The organism is bacterium (genome assembly GCA_021159335.1).
Taxonomy (GTDB): domain Bacteria; phylum UBP14; class UBA6098; order B30-G16; family B30-G16; genus JAGGRZ01.
Window position 1 is genome coordinate 1 of the sequence record JAGGRZ010000110.1, and the last position, 20,135, is coordinate 20,135.

At 42.9% G+C, this 20,135-nt stretch carries 16 protein-coding genes; 12 read left to right on the plus strand and 4 right to left on the minus strand.

Annotated features, from left to right (window positions below; translation table 11 throughout):
* The 4 genes from J7J62_06105 to nfi form a co-directional block, all read left to right on the plus strand.
* On the plus strand, window positions 1-3,094 hold a 3,094-nt coding region (locus tag J7J62_06105), incomplete at its 5' end, for a translocation/assembly module TamB domain-containing protein (GenBank protein ID MCD6124726.1).
* Complete coding sequence (bamA, locus tag J7J62_06110) at window positions 3,082-4,914, plus strand: outer membrane protein assembly factor BamA (GenBank protein MCD6124727.1); 1,833 nt, start codon at window positions 3,082-3,084, stop codon at window positions 4,912-4,914. The genes J7J62_06105 and bamA, both read left to right, overlap by 13 nt.
* Window positions 4,915-4,916: 2 nt before the next feature.
* Window positions 4,917-5,393, plus strand: a complete 477-nt coding sequence (locus J7J62_06115; GenBank protein MCD6124728.1) for a Mut7-C RNAse domain-containing protein — start codon at window positions 4,917-4,919, stop codon at window positions 5,391-5,393.
* Complete coding sequence (gene nfi, locus J7J62_06120) at window positions 5,371-6,051, plus strand: deoxyribonuclease V (GenBank protein MCD6124729.1); 681 nt, start codon at window positions 5,371-5,373, stop codon at window positions 6,049-6,051. The genes J7J62_06115 and nfi overlap by 23 nt, the downstream gene beginning before the upstream one ends.
* 14 nt (window positions 6,052-6,065) lie before the next feature.
* Here nfi and J7J62_06125 read toward each other — a convergent pair whose 3' ends face one another.
* The 4 genes from J7J62_06125 to J7J62_06140 are packed head-to-tail and all read right to left on the minus strand — an operon-like array spanning window position 6,066 to window position 11,887.
* Window positions 6,066-8,630, minus strand: a complete 2,565-nt coding sequence (locus tag J7J62_06125) for a patatin-like phospholipase family protein (protein MCD6124730.1) — start codon at window positions 8,628-8,630, stop codon at window positions 6,066-6,068.
* Window positions 8,627-9,553: a HEAT repeat domain-containing protein gene (locus J7J62_06130; protein ID MCD6124731.1), complete on the minus strand. Its 927-nt coding sequence runs from the start codon at window positions 9,551-9,553 to the stop codon at window positions 8,627-8,629. The genes J7J62_06125 and J7J62_06130 overlap by 4 nt, the downstream gene beginning before the upstream one ends.
* A 12-nt stretch (window positions 9,554-9,565) precedes the next feature.
* Window positions 9,566-11,461, minus strand: coding sequence for a hypothetical protein (locus J7J62_06135; GenBank protein MCD6124732.1), 1,896 nt, complete (start codon window positions 11,459-11,461; stop codon window positions 9,566-9,568).
* 42 nt (window positions 11,462-11,503) lie between these two features.
* Complete coding sequence (locus tag J7J62_06140) at window positions 11,504-11,887, minus strand: methylated-DNA--[protein]-cysteine S-methyltransferase (GenBank protein MCD6124733.1); 384 nt, start codon at window positions 11,885-11,887, stop codon at window positions 11,504-11,506.
* A gap of 221 nt (window positions 11,888-12,108) precedes the next feature.
* Here J7J62_06140 and J7J62_06145 point away from each other — a divergent pair, with 221 nt between their 5' ends.
* The 8 genes from J7J62_06145 (at window position 12,109) to J7J62_06180 (ending at window position 20,037) form a co-directional block, all read left to right on the plus strand.
* On the plus strand, window positions 12,109-12,876 hold the full coding sequence (locus J7J62_06145) for a GTP cyclohydrolase I FolE2 (GenBank protein MCD6124734.1): 768 nt from the start codon (window positions 12,109-12,111) through the stop codon (window positions 12,874-12,876).
* Window positions 12,873-14,186 carry a bifunctional folylpolyglutamate synthase/dihydrofolate synthase gene (locus tag J7J62_06150; protein MCD6124735.1) on the plus strand — a complete coding sequence of 438 codons (1,314 nt, stop codon included), beginning with the start codon at window positions 12,873-12,875 and terminating at the stop codon, window positions 14,184-14,186. Before J7J62_06145 ends, J7J62_06150 begins: the two co-directional genes overlap by 4 nt.
* A gap of 77 nt (window positions 14,187-14,263) precedes the next feature.
* Window positions 14,264-14,806: an RsmD family RNA methyltransferase gene (locus J7J62_06155; GenBank protein ID MCD6124736.1), complete on the plus strand. Its 543-nt coding sequence runs from the start codon at window positions 14,264-14,266 to the stop codon at window positions 14,804-14,806.
* A gap of 16 nt (window positions 14,807-14,822) precedes the next feature.
* The gene (locus tag J7J62_06160; protein ID MCD6124737.1) at window positions 14,823-15,551 is read left to right on the plus strand and encodes an NAD-dependent deacylase; all 729 of its coding nucleotides are present in this window, start codon (window positions 14,823-14,825) and stop codon (window positions 15,549-15,551) included.
* On the plus strand, window positions 15,548-16,663 hold the full coding sequence (locus tag J7J62_06165) for a peptidoglycan DD-metalloendopeptidase family protein (GenBank protein MCD6124738.1): 1,116 nt from the start codon (window positions 15,548-15,550) through the stop codon (window positions 16,661-16,663). Before J7J62_06160 ends, J7J62_06165 begins: the two co-directional genes overlap by 4 nt.
* Window positions 16,664-16,733: 70 nt before the next feature.
* Window positions 16,734-17,645, plus strand: coding sequence for a bifunctional enoyl-CoA hydratase/phosphate acetyltransferase (locus J7J62_06170; GenBank protein ID MCD6124739.1), 912 nt, complete (start codon window positions 16,734-16,736; stop codon window positions 17,643-17,645).
* A 176-nt stretch (window positions 17,646-17,821) separates the two neighbouring features.
* A complete protein-coding gene (locus tag J7J62_06175; protein ID MCD6124740.1) occupies window positions 17,822-19,120 on the plus strand; it encodes a hypothetical protein in 1,299 nt (432 codons plus the stop codon).
* An 86-nt stretch (window positions 19,121-19,206) separates the two neighbouring features.
* Window positions 19,207-20,037 (plus strand): hypothetical protein, encoded by an 831-nt coding sequence (locus J7J62_06180; GenBank protein MCD6124741.1) that lies wholly within the window; start codon window positions 19,207-19,209, stop codon window positions 20,035-20,037.
* Window positions 20,038-20,135: the final 98 nt, after the last annotated feature.

Sequence of the window (20,135 nt, forward strand, 5' to 3'; positions counted from 1 at the left end):
CGTTCCTAAAAGGGTTACAAAGCCAAAGCCGAAAAAGCCCAAAAAACGTCCGAGGATAGAGTTTAATTCGATACAAGTTGTGAATGGTAAAGTGAAATTTAACGGTTCCAGCACGGGGTCCGTTTACATTTTAGGGAGTTTGCGCTCATCTCCCGATTCTTTATCATTTGTTTTTGACAGCCTGTTTGCACGTCTCGATGATGGATTCACTATTGGAATTTCTGGTAAATCATTGATAAGCAAAGGGTTCCTGTATGCTGACGGCAGAATCGTGATGCCAAAATCTGACTTTGAAATAAAGATCGATTCGTTTTCTATTGATAGTAAAACATTTGCGAATCTTTCAATAGTGGGAGATAAGGTTGATTATGATGAAATAAACAGGCTTCTCGGCGCAAAAATTTTGAGCGGTTCGGGTGTTTCAGACCTTAACATACAACATAGGGACTCACTAATTTACGAAGGTAAATTTGCCTTTAATGGCGACCTGTTCGGTCTTAAACTTGCAACCCAGAAAGGACATTTTACATATGATGAGTCATCGAAAAGTGGCATCGTAAAATTTGATGGCGGCGCTTTGTGGGGTGCCCCAATGAAATACGCAACTTTTCTGTTTCGGGTAGGGAAAGATACATTCCACTACAAAGGTATAATCAAAAACCTTAGGAAATTCGACTTGCGGCAGTTTAATGTAGGAAACATCAGGATTTCTGGGGATTTTCACTACTCAGGATTTATTGAGAAGAAAACTCGTCTGGCGCTGTTTTCCAAGAATGCGCGAATATTAGTTGATAACCGCGAAATCAAAGATTGCCAGCTTCTTGCTCAATTTGAATTCTATAAGAACGGCAGAAATGAGCTTTTCGTCGACATTACCTCAGGACTTAATCGTCTTGTACTTAAAGGCACTAAGACGACTGATTCTTCGAGAATGAATTTGGAAATTAGCGCTGGGGATTTTGCTGAAGTAATAAGGCTTCTTGGGGGTGGCAATGTTCCTTTGACAGGCGAGGTTAGAGGCAATGCAAGTTTAACAGGAGCAGGGTCAGAGCTGAAAGTTTCTGGAAGGCTTGAATCAGACAGCCTTCGCATATCATCGCTCGTGATTAGGGATTGCGATTTACCTTTTTCTGGCGAAATAAAAAATGGAAAACCTGACATAAGGCTTAATTTTATCGCAAAGAATTCGTCTGTCTCTAATAAAGCTGTGGAATTAATTCAGCTTACCGGCAATCTTACCGGTGAAGGTTTGCTTGTTAGGGACCTAAGCATTTTTGCGGGGGAAACGAGAATAAGCGGTGCAGGAGAACTCGATTTCAAAAATAAGAGCGCACTCATTAACGGATTCGATGTTTTTTCGCCCTTGGCAGATGTTCGGCTTAATAGTCCATTCGAACTTAGATTTGTCGAGGGTTTAGCTGCGCATGATTTCGATGTCACATTCGGTGACGGAAGAATCATTGTGGATACTTTGAATGTCAGCAAGAAGTCAGCGAAAATAGTTGGTACAATAAACGGGATTTCTTTAGAGCAAATATATCCCTTGAAGGATGTTGTAGGTGGTAAACTATCTTCCGAGTTTGACCTTGAACTCAACCTTGGGACATTCAAGGGTAATGGTTTTCTCGTTGGGGTGGTGGTTGAGCCGAAACTACGCAATTTTTCTTGGGATACAGCAAGGGTTGAGCTTGAGGTTCGTCAGGACACGATAAAGTTTAAAAGAACGATATTAAGGAAATTTACCGATTCGCTGATTGTTCAAGGAAATGTTTTGATAGAAAAAAAGCGTCCGACCTTTAACCTCGTCGTTTATGGAAATGGCAATGCCAAGAACATTTTTGCTGGCTACTCCGGGGATGCTAAGTTTCTTGACGGCAATGTCGGAATTAATGTAAAGCTTAAGGGAACTAAGGAACATCCGGAGCTTTACGGAAAAATTTCTCTCGAAGATGGCGCGCTTTTAACTGATGTATTGGACGATACTCTGCGAAATCTGACATTATTAGTAAAACTGCGGGATAGCATCATCTATATAGATAGTGTAAGCGGTGAAATTCGCACAATACCTATTGAGCAAAGGGGGCTTTTTGGGAAGATATGGGAACTTATTGCGGGAAAGAAATATGTCTCAGGAAACTTTCACGGTGGGGGCAATATAAGACTTTGGGAACACAAATCAAACTCGATGAGTGTGCTTTTGTTCGTGAACAACCTTCCTATTAAATCTTTCAGCGAGGGAATTTACGCAATAGTTGATGGCGAGGTTGAGCTAAGAGGATTTCCTTTAAAGGTTATAGCTGACCTAAGACCCTCCGAAGCACACATTTTAAAGCTTGGAAGTAGTTCTCCAGCACCTATGAAAATACCCATAAATATCGATGTAGCTATATCATCAGACAATATATGGGTTTTAACAAACGAAATGGAAGCGTTAATATCGGGAGATTTATACATTACTTCAGCTGATAATCGCAAGTTATTGTTTCTTGGTGACTTAAAGATTGAGTCAGGAAAATACTTTCTATATGGGCAGGTATTCGAAATAGAATCGGGTGTTATAAGGTTCCGTGACATATCCACCATAAATCCAGAACTTGATATCCTGGCAAAAACCACGATAGGTCAGGAGGAAATATTTTTGAAAATAACGGGGAATTTGTATTCGCCTCAAGTGAAAATGTACAGTTCAAGCGGTGAATTCACTCCTGAGGACATTGTAAAGCTGTTCATAGGAGCTGGTGATACATCAACGACGAGTATGGCTGAAAGAATTCAGTCGCAAACAAGACAACTTCTTCAGAAATACATAGAGTCGAATCTTGGCAAACTTGCGGAGAGGACTTTGGGATTAGACGAGGTTAAAATAACCACATATGGCGACAATAATAACATTTTCAAGCCTCAGGAATTAACCTTAACCCTTGGCAAAAGCGTTACGAGAAAGCTTTATCTTCGTTATACGCAGACTATAGCAGAAGACCCGCGACAGCAAATAGAGCTTTCGTATAAAATATCAAAAAATCTTTACATAGGTTTCCAGCAGGATGTGGAGGGTAACTATAAGCTAAAACTTGATCTTAAATGGGAGTATTAGGAAGAAAAATCGCGTTTGTTTCGCTTTTTATTTTGTTCTTGACCGCGAATTCCCAGCAACGCATAGCAAAGATTGAATTCGAAGGCAATAAACATGTTAGTTCGTGGCGACTTCGCAAAGTGCTTGTCACACCAGTTCCAACCTGGACAATGCGGCTTTTCAAGCGACTCCCATTGGCTGACCCAAAATCAATTAAGAAAGACCTTGAAAACATAACAGCTGTTTATCTGGATAGAGGTTATCTTGATGTTTTGGTAAAGGCTAAGCCGATAAAATACAAAGAAAAAGAGGATGTTGTAACCCTCGTATATCGTGTGGATGAGGGCAAAAAATATTTCGTCGAAAGGATAAACTGGAGTTGTACCGATTCGATTGACACTGTTAAATTGGCAAAACTTATCGATTTATCTCCAGGAGACGTTTTTTCGCCTTTTAAACTCGAGAGCGGAAGACTTAATGTTTACAGATATCTTGCTGATTTAGGCTATCTTTACGCTGAAGTCGAAGCCGGTTATCGGAAAGTTGATTCGCTGGTAAGGATTGTTTTCAGCGTTAAGCCTGGCAAAGTAGTTTACTTCGGCAAGATAACCTATAAGGGGCTTATAAATACGAAGAAATTCCTTCTTAAAAGAGAGCTTTCGATAAAAAGCGGAAAAAAGTATTCCTATTCGGCTATTCAGAAAAGCAGACAGGAACTTTTTCGAACGGGACTCTTCAAGGTTATATCCATAGAGCTTTCGGACACTTTGTCGCATCCAGATACGGTGGATGTAGTAATAAGGGTTATTGAGCGCAAAAGAGGTTTTTATGGTGCGTCTATAGATTTCGGAGGCAACAAAAACTATGACTTTACGATGCAAATATCGGCGAATTGGGGGCATAGAAATGTTTTCGGAAACGGACAATCCATAATGATGAAGGGACTTCTTCAGGCAGAGGTAATAACAAATTGGCAGTTTATATCCAATCGTTACGAGGCATCGATTTACGAACCCTGGACATTAGGAAGGAAAATTCCGACTAATCTCGTGCTTTATTTTGAGCCAGGTCTTAAGACTCAGAATTTCCCTTGGCGAGTTCAGCGGTTTGGTGCAGAGTTAAGCGCTATAATCCACGATGAGCCGAGGACGCACAAAATAGGCGCGACCTACGAAAGAGTGGACATATACGGCGTCCCAGAGGACATAGCAATGGAGATAAAAATGCAGCAGGGGATTTATATAACCAGAAAAATAACATATACCATTCAGGCTGATGTAAGAGACAACCCTCTTAATCCATCCGAAGGGGCATTCGCAAGGGTGAATACTGAGCTCGTGGGTGGGTTGCTCGGCGGTGACGAACACTTCGCCAAAATTGATGCGACATTCGCAAGATACATAAGACTTTATCACGACTTTATTTTGGCATCTCGCATAAGGACAGGAATTATAGGTAGAACACTCCCTGCCGCTGAGATAGCACCCACTAACAAGTTTGCCGCTGGTGGAGCGAATACTATAAGAGGATTCAAGGAGTTGTCAGTAGGTCCCAAGGCTGCTGATGGCACGATGCTGGGCGGAAATGTGATTTTTCTTTTATCGTCCGAAATTCGATTCCCATTAATATGGAAATTTTATGGCACCGTCTTTTTGGACATGGGGCAGGTCTGGGATGAGTGGAAGGACATTAATCCAAACGATATTAGAGTTAGCAGTGGCTTCGGAATAGCATTTATGACGCCATTTGGTCCCATACGACTTGAAAGGGGGTTCATCTTAACGAAACTCGACCCTGACCAGAAAGGCAGATGGCACATAGCCTTGCTTTATCCATATTGATTATGAAATTTATAGTTGACACAATGCTTGGCCGCCTTGCGCGGTGGTTAAGACTATTTGGTGAGGACGCGGAGTTTTCGCAGGATGACGATGAGAAAATAATTTTTCGCGCAGCCAATGAAGGAAGAATAATACTTACTAAAGACCGTGAACTCGCGGTAAAAGCGGGAAAGATGGCCTACTTCGTTCGAGCTGAAAAACTATGGAGTCAGATTCGCGAGGTTATAAGAGAATTTGGCATAAAGCCCGAATTGAGATTAACGCGTTGCCCAGCCTGTAATGGCAGGATAGAAGAAGTCGAAAAAAGTGCCGTTGAGGGGCTGGTTCCAAGATATACATATCTTACTCACGACAGGTTCTGGAGATGTAATAGGTGTGGTAAGATATATTGGGAAGGCAGCCACATAGGACTTGCCAAAGATGACATAATCGAAAGAATTCTGGGGGGCGATGAAGGTGGAGATAAAGAGAATCCATAGTTGGGAGATACCATCCATTCAACATGCCATAAGGCTGCAACGAGAGTTAGCTGAAAGGGTTATAGTGGCTGGAGAACCTGACTTTGTTCGTTTTATAGCCGCTGGCGACCTCGCTTTCTCAAAAGACGGTAGGGCGTTTGCTGCCGTTGTTTTGCTTGAGTATCCATCGTTAGATGTTGTGGACATTGTTAAAGGCTTCGAGAAAGTGCGAATGCCCTATATTCCTGGCTTGCTTAGTTTTAGAGAATCGCCGCTTCTTTTAAAGCTTTTCGAGAAGTTAAGCGTGACTCCCGACCTTGTTATGATCGATGGACAGGGAATAGCACATCCTCGAGGTTTGGGACTCGCAGCTCACATCGGTCTTTTCCTCGAGATTCCAACTGTAGGATGCGCCAAAAGTAAATTGGTCGGCACATACGATGAACCCGGCTATGAGAAGGGTTCTTGGTCGTGGCTTTATCACGATGGGAAAAAGATAGGCGTTGTATTGAGAACGAGAACGGGCAAAAATCCGATTTTCGTTAGCCCGGGACACCTTCTAAGTTTTGACGCGGCGAGGGAGTGGGCGTTGCGAACTACAACGAGATATAGAATTCCCGAACCGACCCGTCAGGCGCATATCGCCGTAAGTAAGTTTAAGAAGGAGATTTTAAAATAAAATGTGAGTCTGACTCAAAAATCGTACCCGAATCTCACGAAAATATGAGACCTGTATAAATTTGACCTTCCCCAGCCGACACGCAATGGTCCGAGAGGTGTTTCAAGCCCTAATGCTATTCCGCCACACCAAATTGTTTTTATGGATTTGCCGGGTTGAGTGTTCGACCAGATATTGTTAGCCGAACCGCCAAGTATTACATAGCTTCGCTTAAACCTTTTTCTAAGATTTATTCGCAAGTCTATGCCACCAGCTAAGATGTCGTCACCTGTTAGTTCGTCGCCCCTGAATCCCCAAATCATGCGTGTTTGTCCGATTCGAAATCTTTCGAAAAATGGGGGAGTGCCTGCTATATGTCCTGCGGTGAACCATGGAAGAAATGTGAACCAGAACGCAGAGTATGCTGATTCGATGTGGGCGAAGTACTTCGTGAATGATGTCTGCCCACCAAGTATGTCCTGACTCATCTCGAGAAGCATGAACACTTTTTTGCCCGATGTCGGAAACTGGCGTTTGTCGTAAGTGTCTGTTGCGGATTTTGCACATAATTTATGCATAAGGAAATCCTTTTTCTCGTCGGTTCCAACGGTTTTTACGACGACCTTTCGCGATTCCAACTCGACGACCACTTTGCCCAGTTTCCTGAACTGCGGTCCCAGCGAGAAAACGGTGCCGAATGACTCCACCCAATCGGTTTTGGCTATTTCCATTTTGATGAAGTGATCGTATTTCGACCTGTTAAAAAGCACTGACATTCTCAATCCGAGCATCGTTTTCCATATTTTGTCAGCTTGTAAGGTTAACTTTAGGTTTTGTCTTCTTTCACCGCCCCATAATTCGGCTCCTATTTTTAAAGCCGTGCCGATGAAGTTGTCGTCGAAAACGCCGAATGCTACCTCGCCTTTTCTTAACTCGTCATACCTTAAACCGAATCTAAGTGCAATGTTGGGCTTTTCGTTGAGCTTTATGGTTAGAATTATTTTGTTATCACTACTTGTGGTGAGGTCATAGCTGACCCAGTTGAAAAGTCCAGTCGAGTATAGATTCATTATGCTTTGCTTAATCGCCTCTTCGTTAAATATATCGCCTTTGGAAAGTTTTATGTGAGAATTGAGAACCCACTCCCGCGTTATGGCATTGCCGGAAAATTTCACACTATCTATGGTTCCAGGATTTATGAATGCGAACATCGTATCCGCTTTCTGTTTTAATGAGTCGAGATGCGCGATAAGATAGCCATTATCAATTAGTTTATTGAGAATTACATTGATTACTTCGTGTATTTTGTTAAGAGGCAAAGGCTTTTCAGCGTTATCAATAAAATTGCTATCGTTAACATTGCCTGGCAAATCCTCAAGACCAGAAATAATCAAGTGGTATTTTCTCCTTAGTCCGAAAAATTTCACAAAGAGCGTTCCCGCCCTCAGAGAACAGAACATGCTTTCCGCTGCCGTGGTTCTGAAAATCGAGTCAAGTTTCTCCGTAAGCATTTTGGATGTGATGGTTCCTCTAAGCAAGTTTTTAAGCCCAGGAATCTCAGGTGTCGAAATGATCGTATCAATCTTTATAAGTTCGTGTTTTTTGATTGTTTCAAATATTTTTGGCAGCGCTTTTCTTGCTGCATCCTTTCCCCATTCGATTAGGGAGTCAATATTAGTGAAATCGGTGGAATTATGGTTTCTCAGGTCGGGTTCAATCCAGACATCAGCGAGCAGGCGTTCGCTTGCTATAAGGTCCTGTTGCATTATAGTTGTTGTCTGCTCAGCGACTTTGTTAAAGGTATTTAGCTGATTTCTTGGTATGAGTTGAGCGGTTGTGTTAACGGCTATTATTCTTTTGCAGCCAAGCTTTTTCGCAACCTCAACGGGCACGGGCATTCGTAAGCCTCCATCAACAGCGTAAAACGAATCGATGGTGTAAGGCATAAAAAGTATCGGGACGCTAATTGATGCTCTTATAGCCTCACCAAGATTCCCCTTTCGCAATGCTATAGCTTCGCCAGTGGTAAGGTCGGTTATAACACTTCTGAACCTTATCGGGAGTTTATCGAAATTCTTTTTGCTTCGTATTGTTGCTGCTGCCGTAAGCTCGCTTAGTTTGTTGAGAAGCTTTTGCGCTGCAAGGTATCCGGAAGGGATGAGGAGCTTGCCCGCTTTGAATCTTATCGTCAAAAAATACTTGCTTTCCGTCTCTTTTTGGGTTTGTAGCATGATTGACCGTTCTGGTATGTCGCTTAGGAGTTCGACCCAGTTTATCGAACGCGCAATGGAGTCGAGTTCCTTGGGCGTATAGCCGGCAGAATACAATCCGCCAACCACGGCGCCCATGCTTACCCCGATTATTATGTCAGGTTTTATCCCAGCACTATCGAGGATTTCGATTACTCCTATCTGGGCTATTCCTCTTGCGCCGCCACCAGAAAGAACCAGGGCAAGGTCACATTTTTGGGTTTCATTAGTATAGTCTTTACTGATAAGTTCCTCGAGAGTTATGGATTTTGAATAGTTAAAGTTTTGAGAAAGTGGATTTCCAATCAGAATGAATAGAATAAAAAATAGTGTTTTTGCCGGCGATTTCATCTGAGGATATGTGGTTTTTTGAGGTTTTCGAGTGCCCTCAGAGCTTTCATCCTCACGAACGGGGACGAATCCCACAATGCTTTTTTGAGTATGTTCGCTACTTTGTAATTACCTCTCACATTGCCCAGCGCCTCGCATGCAAAACCGCGCTCGAAGTAATTAGTGCTCTGAACAAACGACGCTAAGTCATTTTCTACTTCGTCACCGAAGCAGCCGAGTAGAACTATCAAAAAGTCTCTCTCAGGTGGATTAGCATTTTTAAGCCGCAACTTTACTTTTTCCTTTAGTTTTGGTGTACACATCCTGCGCAAAGCGTCAAAAGCAGCATATCTAACTGAGTAGTGCCCATCAGAGAGGAGTCCAATAAGCGCGTCCATATTTTTACAACATCCGAGTTGACCGAGCGAGTAGGCAGCAGCTCTTCTTACCAGTGCAGAAGTGTCAAAAAGCGCTTGGGTTAGCACATCAACAGCACTGGTATCGCCTATCTCTCCGAGTGCCCAGCACGCCGCAGATTTAAGGTTAACATCGCCATGAAGCGCTGCTATTTTGAGAGGAGAAACTGCCTTTTTGCTTTTTATTGCACCGAGTATTTCGGCGGCTGCGGACGATACTTTTGGACTCGTATCCGAGAGAGCTGCAACGAGATAAGGCAATGCATCATCGCCTATCATCGTAAGAACCTCTTTGGCGGTCTCAAATTTTAAAGGGTTTATTCGTCTTAGTTGAGTCACGAGGAATTTTGCAGCTTCCCCACCATACGACGAAAGCTTGACTTTTGCCTGTTGACTTTGCTGGCTTAATCTTGCGTCACCTATAGTAGCAATTGCGAACAGTTCTTTTATGTGCGTTTCCCGTTCAGCCCCGATGAGCGTGGTTAGTAATACAAGGATTGCGAGAACTATTTTAAAAGAATAATTCATTTCCCACGAAATTTACTGTTTTGGTGGAAAGTCTATTCCCACGCCATAAGAAGAATTTGACCAGAATGCGCCGTTTTTGCCTTTGCCGTTGTATGAGTCATTACCGCCAAGGTCCAGCATTATGCCTATCGAGCCGAATTCCTTTCGCCAGTTACCATAACCGCGCACATTATATTCGTTCCCCGCCAGATACCTATCATCTCCATTTCCTTCATCTATCAACAATCCTATTCCATTGGCGTTTCCAGCGCCCTGGGATATATCTCGCACAAGGTAGCTATCATCTCCGCTTCTATCGTTTAGGCAACCTGCTGCAAGGTCGTCGCCGCAACCCTGAGACATTCCGGTCGAGGCGTAAGTGTCATCCCCATTTTCATCGATGAGAACACCAATACCAAGATGAGCAGCCGAACCCTGGGAATATTGAAATGAGTTGTATTGGTCGTTTCCGCTCCTATCGTAAAGCAATCCGAAACCCAGCCAATACGAAGCTCCCTGAGCGAAAATCTCTGCAGAGTATACATCATTTCCATCAAAATCTATTAAAATTCCGATACCACCTGATGCGATGGGGCGATAGCCGTAGCCGACTCCCTGCGATAGTGAGAGATAGTGGTCTGCATAATGCAACCTGTCGAGGATGTTTCCAGTGCATGTATACGAGTCATTTCCCGATTTATCGAGCAATAAACCTATCCCTTTTGTTGCACCGAAGCCTTGTGAGTAGATGTTGGATTGATATTTGTCGAATCCGCTGTCGTCAATCAAAACACCGCCACCCATGAAAGCTGCGCCTATAGTTACTCCGCCGCCGATATAAGTGTCGTCACCTTTGTGGTCCCATAATATTCCCCAGCCAAAAATTCCACAGCCAAGGCTCATGTTATTTACCCGGTAAATGTCGTTCCCTTCCGCATCGTAGAGTATTCCTACACCGCCAAGCGCGCTTCCGAATGAGAACTTATCATCGGACCAATAAAGGTCATTGCCCCCAAGATCTATACTTATTGCAACGGGGATTTTTGGGGTAGTACCACCAGCGTGATAAAGGTAATTATCGTCGCCGCCGAGGTCTATTATTATGGCGAAGGGTCCAAGGTAAAATGTCGGGCCTACACCGCCTACTATAACGGGTCCAATCTCGGTTTCAGCGTAATATATGATGTCGCCGAACGCCATTGTATCCGGAACAGTTAATGTTCCCGAAATAGAGGTTACTGTTTTTAATTGAGATATCGCATTCAATGTGGTTTGGAAAACCAATTTCGCGGCATCAAATATTTTTTGTTGGTTAACTCGTTGAGCAAGTTCGAAGAATCTTACTTCACGATTTTCCTGCTCGAGTTCTACTATGTCTTTTTCGAGCGCCGTGGCAGCATTAATCTGATTATCTATCCTGCGCTCAAATGGAGAAAGAAGTTCTATAGGCATCGTCAAAACAGTATCAAGTTGCGCAGAATCAAGTTTTGAATAAGCTATCGTCAGATTGTCAGTCGATGCTAAGATAGCGTCGTAAATGGCAGAAAGTGTTCTTTTTATCTTTGGCGACATTTTAGGATAGTTGTCCCAAGGGTGTTTGGCGATTTTTTTTGCCACCACAGGTTGTTTTGGTGATAGGTCTAATATTTTTGCGAGGCTTTTAATGAGCTTATAGTATGTTTTGCCGGATAATTCCGCCAATAAGCTGTCGGCAATGTCGGGTAGTTTTGTGGGTTTTGCAAGGGCAACATCGACAAGACGCAAACGGAAGGAATCTCTGGGCACCGGTGATAGAATTGTTGCCTCGTCTTGCGCTATCTTTATTGACCTTAATGCTATTCGTATAGCATCGTTTCTTTTTACCTGCTGGGCGTGCAAGCTTAGCGCAAAAATCCCTATCAGAATAAATTTTAGCAGTCTGCATTTCATAGCGCCTCCATAGAGCATAATTTACGATAAAAATCAGCGTGGTCAATCTTTGCTTTCAGCTTCAAGGTATAGTAGGCGTTTTTTCACTTCAATGCCTGCGGAAAAGCCTCCTATTTTGCCGTCTGAGCGCAATACTCGATGGCAGGGCACGATTATTGGTATTGGATTTTTGCCAAGAGCTGCTCCTATTGCTCTTGCACCTTTTGGAATCCCAAGCTTTTCAGCTAATGCTTTATAGCTGACTATGCTACCATATGGTATCCTTAGCGTCTCTTCCCAGACTTTTATTTGAAATGGCGTGCCGATAAGGTATACAGGCTTTACTGAGAAACTTTTTCTTAAGCCCTCGAGATATTCCATAATTTGTTTCGCGGCTTTATTTTCGCCGTTTACGACTTTTAGCTTTTTGCAAATCCATTCTGGCATTTTGCGGTCGCCTATTACAACCGCATAAACGATGTTATCATTCCCGACAACTATCGCGTTTAGAATTTCGTGGCTAATTTCCTGTATGTATGCTCTCATCATTTTTGCGCACCCGATAAATAAGAATTCAGGCATTCATAAAGAGCGAGAATAATGTATGTTTATGAAAAGCATTTATAATCCTCTTGTTAAATCATGGTATCTTGACTAAAATTGTTATTATGAAAGATGTCCAATCACAGCGCCCCGACCAAGAGATAAAAATTAACATGGTCGGGATTAAAAGTCTAAAGTATCCCATAAAAATACTTGACCGTACGAACAAATATCAGGATACAGTTGCTACGGTTTCGATGTTTGTCGACCTGCCCGAAAAGTATCGGGGTACCCACATGAGCAGATTCGTCGAGATTCTTAACAAGTATCGAGGGGAGATAGCCTACAAGGAGCTAAAGCCTGTTTTGATGGAGATGAAGGAGGTTTTCTCAGCCAGTTGTGCTCATCTTTCCATGCGCTTTCCGTACTTTATACTCAAGAGGGCACCGGTGAGTGGTGAGGAGTCGTTGCTTGAGTACACGGGTTTTTTTGAGGCATGGTATTCTGATTCGTACAAATTTATTCTCGGTGCGTCGGTTCCTGTGACATTAGTTTGTCCATGCTCGAAAGAGATTTCCGACCGTGGTGCACACAATCAGCGTGCAATAATCACAATAAAAGTTGAGTATAAGGAATTCGTATGGCTTGAGGAGCTTATTGAGATTGCAGAGCAGTCAGCGAGTGCGCCAGTGTATTCGCTTCTTAAGCGTCCCGACGAGAAATTCGTTACCGAAAAGGCGTATGATAATCCTAAGTTCGTGGAGGATGTGGTGCGCGACATCGCAAGAAGACTTTTGGACGATTCGAGGATAACTTACTTCAAGGTTGAGGCTGAGAGTTCAGAATCCATTCACAACCACAACGCGTACGCAATGATTGAGCGTGTTAAATGAGCGATGAGTATGCTAAAACCTTAAATTATCTTAACTCACTTTACAGTTACGAGCGTGATGCAACCCGTCAAAGCCCGCCGGAATTTCATCTCGATTCGATTACTGAATTGCTGGCAAAGATTGGTAACCCACACAAATCTTACAAGGTGATTCACATTGCGGGCACGAAAGGTAAGGGTTCTACGGCAATATTTTTATCAAACATTCTGCGCAGAGCTGGATTTAAAGTAGGAACATACATGTCACCGCATATAATCGATGTTAGAGAACGCATATGTATAAACTGTGAACAGGTGAGCGAAAGCGACCTAACGCGAGCCGTTAATGTAATAAAAGATGTTATAGGTCCTCGGCCAAAAGAGTTCGCCACATTTTTTGAGGTTCTAACCGCGGCTGCATTCTGGCTTTTTGGTGATTTGGACGTTGACTTTGCAGTTGTCGAGGCGGGACTTGGCGGAAAGTATGATGCAACGAATGTTGTCGAATCAGATATTGCTATTATAACGAAAATAGGCCTCGACCATACTGAAAGACTTGGCAACACCAAGGTGAAAATTGCTACCGATAAATCGCATATAATCAAAAGGAATTCAATAGTTATTTCGGCGAGTCAGGAAGACGATGTAATAGCTGTTATAATGGATTTCTCAAAAAGAGCGGATGCGCAACTTTTTGTCTTTGGTAGCGATTTTAACGCAGAAATTATTGGCTCCTCACTTCGTGGAACCAGATTCAGGCTAATGTATAATGATGAATGGCTTGACATTGAACTTTCAGTGGCGGGTCGGTTTCAGGTTGAAAATGCTTCACTTGCGGCATTTGCAGCTTTAAAGCTTGGCATAAAGCCGGAATTCATTCGCGCTGGGCTTTTTGATTCGCTAACTCCAGCAAGATTTCAATTGATAAGCTATTCGCCTGTGATAGTGCTTGATTCCGCGCACAACGAGCCCTCAGCAAAGGCGTTAGCGACAGAACTTGCAAACTATAATTTAACTCCAGCTATATTGGTGGTGGGAATTAACAGACCCAAAGATTATAAGTCAATGATATCAGCTTGGATTCCCGTTAGCTCGCAGATCATTTTTACGGGAACATCTTCGCTGCGGGAGTACGAGCCACGGTTGCTCGCTGATTTCGCCAAGGAAAGCGGATTTGACAAAGTTTTTGTGGTGGATAATCCTTTTGAAGCCTTTTTAAATGCAAAGGATTTATCGGGTGATGAAAAGCCTATAGTAGTTGCAGGTTCAATGTATCTGGTGGGCGAGATATTGAAGGGAATTGGCATAAAGAGCGTGAAATTACGCAGGTAAATGCTCCGAATGTAAGGTGTTGTTCGACAATAATCTTTTGCTTGATATTGGATTTAAATTGTTTAGAGTAAATAATTATGAGTGGCATATACATACTTGGTGGAATAGCTAAGGGCAGAAGATTGAGCACGGTTCCGAGTGGGGTAAGACCGTCTCCAGTAAGACTTAGGAGAGCACTTTTTGAAATTCTTGGCGACATTGAAGACCTTCACTTTTTTGACCTCTTCGCTGGAACGGGTGCAGTAGGGATAGAAGCGCTATCAAGGGGGGCTCGTAATGTTGTTTTTGTGGATAAATCGCGAAGGGCTTGTTTGGCCGTTCAGAAGAACATTAGAGCTGCTGGTCTCTCGGATTACGGTTATGAAATAGTTCAGGAGGACGCGATAAGCTGGCTCGATTCACATATAGTTGTTGGTGATGAAATAATATTTGCCGCACCGCCTTACGAAAAGGAGATTATGGAAAAATCCATTGCTTCCTTTCAAAAGCTTTTTAGCGAAGTCGACGGGGGCATAATGGCTATTCTTCAGATTCATAGAAGATTTATGCCGGACGACTTTATTATTGAACCAAAGAGGATTCATAAAGTAAGTGAAGACTTGCTTTTAATATGGTATTGAAATTATGAACGATGAGCTGATAAAACGGGCGGCGGACATAATTGCCAACTCCAAGAAGCTTTTAGTATTTACTGGTGCTGGGATATCAGCAGAAAGCGGAATACCAACATTCCGTGGGCAGGATGGATTGTGGGAGAACTACCGCGTTGAAGATGTTGCTACACCAGAGGCTTTTTCGAGGAATCCCCAGCTTGTTTGGAAATTTTATTCAGAGAGACGCAGAAAGGCGCTTTCAGTCAAGCCTAATGCTGCACATTACGCTGTCGCAAGGCTTGAAAAACTTTTTGACGACTTTCTCGTGGTAACTCAGAATGTGGATGATCTACATCGTAAGGCAGGGAATAAGAAGTTGATCGAAATTCATGGGAATCTCTTCCGCGAGAAATGCACCGTCTGTGCTTTCATTCGGAACAGTGAGTCATCATACGAAGAACCACCTCTTTGCCCTGATTGCGGTGCTTTGCTAAGACCTGATGTTGTCTGGTTTGGCGAGCCATTGCCCGAGAAGGAACTTAACGATGCATTTGACTTTGCGGAAGAAGCGGATACGGTGGTAGTGATAGGAACTTCAGCGATTGTTTTTCCGGCAGCACAGCTACCATTTATAGTTTACAATCATGGCGGCAAAGTTATTGAGGTAAATCTTGAGCCTACTCCAGTAACTGATATTGCAAATGTTTCGATTTTCGAAAAGTGCGGTATTGTTCTTCCTAAAATACTTGATGAAATTGAGGCAATATTATGAATGATAAGAAGTTATTTATTTTCTTATTTATAATAATATCCGTAGTCTTTTCCACTGATAGGTTGTCACAAAATCTTGCAAAACTTCGCCAGGTCCAGTCCGAAATTAAGCAACTTGAGGCGAAAGAATCACTTATTGCCGAAAAACTTGATGCATTGGAGAGAAGGGAGAGAATAGAGAAAAAAATTCTCCAAACCTTAAGGCTGAGAGCTAAGAAGCTAACTGAGCGGATTAGTTTAATAAGCGATTCTATAAGCGCACTATCACAGAAAAAGCATTTGCAATGGAAAAAATATCTTCTCGTGTTGCGAAGGCTTTACATGCTGCCAGAGCCTGATATAACAGAGATAATCCTCGGAGATTCTTCAATCGAGGATGTTTCGGCAAGCATAGTTTACTTATCCTCTCTTATTTCATACAGAAAAGCTGAGATGGAGAATTTAGAGCGAGAGATTGGTGCTTTAAGCAGGCTGAAGACGAAACTGGCTCAATCGAGGGATTCACTTGGTTGTGTTATAGCGCTTCAAAAGAGACTCGTTGACTCATTAAGGACCACGAGAAAGAAGTATCGCTCGCTTATTTCCCGTGTCAGAGGAGAGAAGAAGAGTTACGAACGATTGCTTGCAAAGCTTAAAGAATCGCAAAAGAAACTTGTCATGTTACTTGAAGAGAGAAGGAAGTACGGCGGTAAATTTGGAAAGCTTTTCGGGAAGTTGCCCTGTCCCGTTGGTGGGGATTGCAGGATCGTAAGAGATTTCGGCAACATAAAAGATAAGAGGTTTGGTGTTTCGTTCGTTAATCCTGGAGTTGACATTGTAGCTGGAAGCGACAGATATGCCAAGTCCGTTGCGGATGGTGTTGTTGCCGATGTGGTATGGCTTCCGGGCTATAAAAATGTAGTTATAATAAGGCATGATGGTGGTTTCTACTCGATTTATGGCAATCTCGAGGATGCAGTTGTGCGCAAGGGTCAAAAAGTTAGAGCAGGCAGTAAAATAGGAATAGTCGCAGAAAGTGATTGGCTTAACGACATTCCAGTCCTGCATTTTGAGATAAGAAGAGGCAGGGAGCGAGAAGACCCGAAACTCTGGATTGGCTCAGTAAAAATTTGAAAATCTGTTGAATTAATGCTTGGTTTATGTTATTTTTCGATGCAAAAATTTTGATGCTTAGGGAGGAGATATGAGAAAGCTCGAAGAATTACTTGATATGGCAAAAAGCCAAAAGCCTATGCGCGTTGTCGTTGCTGATGCCGCTGAAGCAGAGGTGTTGGCTGCTCTCGAGGACGCAAGAAAACACAATATAGCTAACGGAATCCTTGTTGGTGACCCTGAAGCGATAAAGAAAACCGCAAGCTCAATCGGGGTCAATGTTGATGACTACGAGATAGTCGAGGAAAAGAATTCGAAAATGACTGCTCGCGTTGCCGTTGAGATGCTAAAGCGCGGTGAGGCGGATGTGCTGATGAAAGGTTTGGTCTCGACCAAGGATTTTATGAAAGCGATACTGGACAAAGAAAAGGGATTGATTCACCACAAATCCAAAAAGCTTCTTTCGCATGTGGCTGTTTTCGAAGTTCCAGCCTATCACAAACTTCTTACCATAACAGATGCAGCCATAAATATTGCGCCAACGCTGGAGGAGAAGGTTCAGATAATCAACAATGCCATCGAGGTTGTCCATTCATTTGGTGTTGAGAAACCTAAGGTGGCATGTGTTGCAGCGGTTGAGAAGGTTAATCCGGGCAAGATGCCAGCTACCGAGGATGCAGCAATCCTGACTATCATGAATCGAAGGGGGCAGATAAAAGGTGCAATAGTTGATGGTCCGTTTGGTTTTGATAATGCTATAAGCCGGAAGGCAGCGGAAATAAAGAGGATAGGCGGGGAAGTGGCTGGTGATGCTGATATAGTATTGTTTCCTGACATAGAAAGTGCTAATGTAGCCTACAAAATGCTTCAGTATTTTGCTAATTCCCGTTGCGCTGCTATAGTTGCAGGGACACCTATACCTATTGTATTAACATCGCGAGCCGACCCTCACGAAACAAAATTTTATTCGCTAGTTCTCGGAATTCTTATGGCGCAATATTAATTGCATTTTGCAAAAATTAAGATGTTTTCGATAAAAATGAGGCGATAAGTTTATCTATTAAATAAGTTTTGGGTGGCACGAATGTTGCTAAAAGAAATTTAGTAAGAATTATATTAATAACTTGACAAGCAAATTAAAATCTTTATAACTTAAACAATAAAATAGGTTTTGGCGTTATGATTAAGTTCTTTATGAAAATAACTTTGGTGATATCGATAATACTGTCTTTTAATTTATGCACTGCTATCCCACCCCGTTTTCTCAACTATCAGGGAAAATTGACGGATACAAGCGGTGTTGCTATAAATGGTCTCGTTAATATTACTTTTAGAATTTATGATAAAGATACTGGCGGCACTGCATTGTGGTCTGAGTTCCATCCGGGTGTGGTGGTCACAAAGGGACTTTTCGATGTTCTTTTAGGAACAATATCGCCATTAAATATCTCTTTCGATACACTTTATTACATGGAACTTGATGTTGATGGTGAGACGCTTTCACCAAGAATTCTTCTTGCGGCAACACCCTATTCCTTCAGGGCTATATATGCTGAGACAACTAATGTAGCGTTTTATTCTGATACTGCGTTATACACTGTTGGAATACCAGAGACCCTTAGAGGAGATAAGGGCGGGTATCTCGGAATTCTTACGATAATAGATACAGTGGATACTAATGGTGGTGCGGGACTTGTAGTAGGTACAACAGGTGGTCCGGGAATTTATGTTCACGATAATAGGGGAAGCGGCATCCTTGTCGACCGGTCTGGTGTTAATGGACTCGAGGTGAGAGCCGGGACCTCAACAGCGCGAGGTTTGTACATTCATCCCGATACATCAGCTACCACCTGTGCGCCTGATACGGGTATCGTTGTCCGTGGAGCGTGTTACGGTGCAGTTATTGGTGGTGATGTGCATATCACTGGAAATCTTGTGGTCGACGGTGCGATAACACCATGGCCCGGGGCTGCCGGGAACTACATATGGAATCAGGATACAGCTGCCCAAAGCGCTAATATGTGGATAACGGGCACAGCGAGAGTTGGCACTCTTTCCGCTGAGCACATAGAGGGACAGGGCTTCATGAAAGTCGATTTCACTGGAAGCGCCATAACAATAAATGATACATCGTTTTTGAATCTATTTTCGGCAACATATACTGCCTCTGGCACAGGAAGTGCTGTAATGATAACATTTACTGGAAATTTTGATGACCGCGCCAGCGTTAAGGGTGCTGCCATCGAGGTGCAGCTTGTTCGCGACCCTGGAACATCATCGGAGTTAGTACTGACATCGCAGCGGATGGCTATGGTAAATTTGTTGACATATTCCGATAGAGTTGTTACATTAAGCGCCCTTGATACCCCCCCGGCTGGGAATCATACTTACGCCGTAAGAGCGAGGGCGTTCAGAATGCCTCTTTATGCTGGGCGTTTCGTGAAAGGAAATTTACAGGTAATCGAAGTTAAGAAGTAAAAAAGGAGGTGAAAGCTGAGAAGAACTTTAATTAAAAAAATGATTTTGAAATCCAAACCTAAAACCTAAAACAAGGAGGTTTTGTTATGAGGCGGATTTTTGTAGTTATGGGTGCGCTTTTGCTTTTGGTGGCACTCGCGGGAGCACAGAGCGTGATTAAGTATGCTGTACCGATAGACCTATCTGATTATTCTAGCCCTGCGATAGGTGATGTAGTGGAAATGAATAGCGAGGACTCATTGGTAGCGTGTGATGCTGGTACAGATGCTTTAGGATTTATAGCGATGATTGAAGGTGATGGCACGCATAAGTGGGCGGTAATAGTTAACGCAGGAGTTATATCAGCTATTGTTCATGGTGGCGTTAGTGCTGGCGATTCATTAACTGTTGATGGTACTAATCCTGGTGATTTGAAAGCTGCTGGAGTTGGTGATAGAGTAGTAGCAGTTGCCCTGGAAGACATATCTGACGGAAGTTCAGGAAATGTTCTCGTAACTGGTGTTGGTCCTATAGCTAGTGCTACTGGTGCTAAAATATGGCAGGCTGCGGTAACTTCTATGACTGACATTACGGGTACTTCAGCCTCAAGACAAAACTTGGCATCCATTTCCATAACTGATTGTGGGGTAGAGTATATGAGCATAAACTTCACGGGGACAGTAGATGATAAGCGCGGAAGTGGTGGAGCAGTTATTAATATAGCAATAAATGATGGTACAAGTGACCTCGCAACTGGTGTAGTGTATCTTGTTGACCTTGTTTTCTATCAGAGCCAGTCAGTAGCACTTTCTGCTACAGATGATGTGTCGCCCACAGATGACCCTACTTATACAGTGCAAGTTTGGCAGTCAAATGGTCTTACTAACGGAAGAATAAAAGGAGTTCTCACCGTTATAGGTACGCCCAGAGGTGAATAACCGAACTCTTATTTTATGGGCTAACCTTAGGAGGGGGACATAAAAAAACCCCCTCCTGTTAAAATGTCAAAAACTTTTATTTAGAAAGGTTTTCCTTT